Annotated in this window: 1 protein-coding gene; it reads left to right on the top strand. The window is 40.4% G+C overall.

Going from position 1 to position 977, the window contains the following annotated elements; translation table 11 throughout:
- The coding region (locus tag ACRCJ0_RS15540; RefSeq protein WP_431391092.1) for a PTS system mannose/fructose/sorbose family transporter subunit IID at window positions 1–895 on the top strand (895 nt) is incomplete at its 5' end.
- Window positions 896–977 lie beyond the last annotated feature (82 nt).

The following is a 977-nucleotide window of genomic DNA, read 5'->3' as shown; positions in this document are numbered from 1 at the left end:
TGCAAACTGGCGATTAACTTTCGTTCAAGCTTCATGGAACTATGAGCGTATGCATAACGTTGGTTGGGCTTATGTACTAGCCCCAGCAATCAAAAAATTATATACAAGTAAAGAAGACCGTACAGCAGCTTTACAACGTCACTTGGAATTCATCAACTCTCACCCATACGTTGAGGCACCAATTTTAGGTGTAACCTTAGCTATGGAAGAAGAGAAAGCAAATGGTACTGTCATTGAAGACCAAGCCATCCAAGGGGTTAAAGTTGGTATGATGGGTCCTCTTGCTGGTGTGGGTGACCCAATCTTCTGGGGTACTTTACGTCCGGTAATCGGTGCCTTCGCTGCATCACTTGCCCTAAGCCAATCTATCTTAGGACCAATCTTATTCTTCGTACTTTGGAACTTAATCCGTGTAGCCTTCACTTGGTATACACAAGAATTAGGTTACCGTGCAGGTTCTGAAATCACAAAAGACTTGTCTGGTGGTATCATTCAAAAAATCACTGTTGGGGCATCTATCTTAGGGATGTTCGTTATGGGGGTATTGGTACCTCGTTGGACAACAATGAATTTCCCAAAAGTAATCTCTGAAGTAACAAACCAACAAGATGCTATTGTAAACTTTGACGGTTTAGTTGAAGCAGCTAACAATAGTAGCGTAACGGCAGATAGCTTCCGTGATGTGATTAATCAAATTTCATCAGGTCAATTAGTAAATACAACAACTGCCACATCATTAGGTGATGTATTCAACCAATTATTACCTGGTATGATGCCATTACTTTTAACATTAGCATGTATGTACCTATTAAAACGTAAAGTCAGCGCAACTACCTTGATCTTCTCTATCTTTGTGATCGGTATCGTGCTTTATGTACTAAATATCATGGGTTAAGATGGTAGCACAATTAAATACAGAAGTAACGTTCGTCTCCAAAGCAAATGCGATGATCAACCCTATCGATCCTAAGTCAGGC

The sequence above is a fragment of the Aerococcus sp. L_32 genome (assembly GCF_050689315.1).
The sequence above is the reverse complement of the archived record's forward strand: the minus strand, read 5'-3'. Positions and strand labels throughout refer to the sequence as shown.